This window comes from Bradyrhizobium nivariense (genome assembly GCF_029846695.2).
Lineage (GTDB): Bacteria > Pseudomonadota > Alphaproteobacteria > Rhizobiales > Xanthobacteraceae > Bradyrhizobium.
On the sequence record NZ_JARWCR020000173.1, the window covers coordinates 1 to 1800 of the forward strand.

Here is a 1800-nt window from a genome sequence, read left to right on the forward strand (position 1 = left end):
CGACCCGCCTCGCAGTCGACGAGGCTGGATTGACGTGGGAGATCATGCTGCGGAACGACGGCATGGCGAGCGTGGAGGTTGGCGACCTCTATTTGCCTATGCCGATGAACACCGAATTTCCGGCAGGGCAACCGGCGTCGGTGGCTGTTTTGAAGCACAGCTTCGTCTCGCGGCATGGATCGCACATCTTCTGGATTCGCGGCAACAGCAGCGGTCCCTTCCTCATGCTCTTACCGGAAGCGGACACGTCACTGGAATATTGGAATGTCCACAAGGATTCGGCCGAAGCCAGTGGGACATGGTGCGCCTACATCTTGGGCGGGGCGGCCGCCGGCGAGGCAGTCGCGGGCGGGACTCGCTGGCGACAGCCGACCCATTCCCTGTCCCTGTCGCCGGCCCAGGAACGGCATTACCGTCTCCGCTTCCAGTGGGTTGCGGATTATGAGGCGGCGCGCAGGGCTATCGCGGACGCCGGGCTGGTGGACGTGGAGGTAATGCCGGGGATGACGGTTCCCAACGACCTGTACGTCGACATCGCGCTCGCGTCCTCCATTCCGGTGGAGCGAATCGAAGCGGAATTTACCGGCGACACGGTGGTGCAACGGTTGCCGGATCGGGCTGGCAGGCGACTATGGCGGGTCCGGTTTTCGCGATTGGGCGAGAACCGGCTGACCCTGCACCAGCCGGGTGCGCGCCAGACCTTTCTTGAATTCTTCGCTACCGAACCCGTCGAGACGATGATGAAGAAGCGCGCAGCTTTCATCGTGAAGCGGCAGCATCGTGACCCGTCCAAATGGTACGACGGTTTGTTCGGCGAGTGGAACATGGACACGCAGGTCCTGCTTGGCCCGGACAATTACGACCGGATCAAGGGCGGGCGCATCTACGAGGTGACGTGCGACGATCCCGGGCTGAGCAAGCCCGCTTACCTCGCGACCAAGAATGCCGAGCATCCTGATGCGGCGGAAGTGGCGGCGCTGGACCGGTATATTGATACGTTCGTCTGGGGCGGGCTGCAACGTACCACACAGGAGGCATACGCCTACGGCCTGTACGGCATACCCGATTGGAAGCAGAACCGGGAAAGCAGCGATCCCGGCCCCAAGGGCCGCCTGCATATCTGGCGGCCTTATGACTATCCGCACATCTTCGCGATGTATTTGGCCATGCACCGCATCGCGCGTGACCATCCCGCGATACCCACCCGCCAGAGCGCAAGAGATTATTTGGTACGCGCCTACGGTACGGCGCTGGCCATGTTCACGGTGCCGATGCGCGTGGTGATGTGGTCCGCCTACTGCACCGGCTTCTACAACGAATGTGTGATCCCCGAACTTCTTTCGGCGCTCACGACGGCGGGCTTGATGCGCGAGGCGGCGACGCTGGAGGCGCACTGGGCGCGTAAGGTGCGCGCCTTCGTCGATCCGAAGGCTGACCTGTTCGGGTCGGAATATCCGTTCGATTCCACAGGCTTCGAATCAACGCAGGCACTGGCGCGCTCGGCCCTTGACGACCCTGTCGCCATGGGGGTTTCGAAGGCGGCAGCCCGTGCCTTCGCGGAGCGTCAGATCGCTGCAAACCTGTTCTGCCGTGGCTGGCTGGAACCTGCTTATTACTACCTGGGCAGCGATTATCGCGCGACTGCGGGCGACGCCTATACGCTGACCTACATGGCGCAGATGGGCGGCTGGGCGCTGCTTGATCACGCGCTGAACGATGCAGACGACCCGCATCCGCTCCTTCGTCTGGGCTATGCGTCACAACTCAGCGCGTGGGCCTTGCTGAACAGCGGCCCCGCGT

At 62.9% G+C, this 1800-nt stretch carries 1 protein-coding gene; it reads left to right on the plus strand.

Going from position 1 to position 1800, the window contains the following annotated elements:
• Nucleotides 1-29: 29 nt before the first annotated feature.
• The coding region (locus QCM77_RS45740) for a DUF5695 domain-containing protein (protein WP_280097116.1) at nt 30-1800 on the plus strand (1771 nt) is incomplete at its 3' end.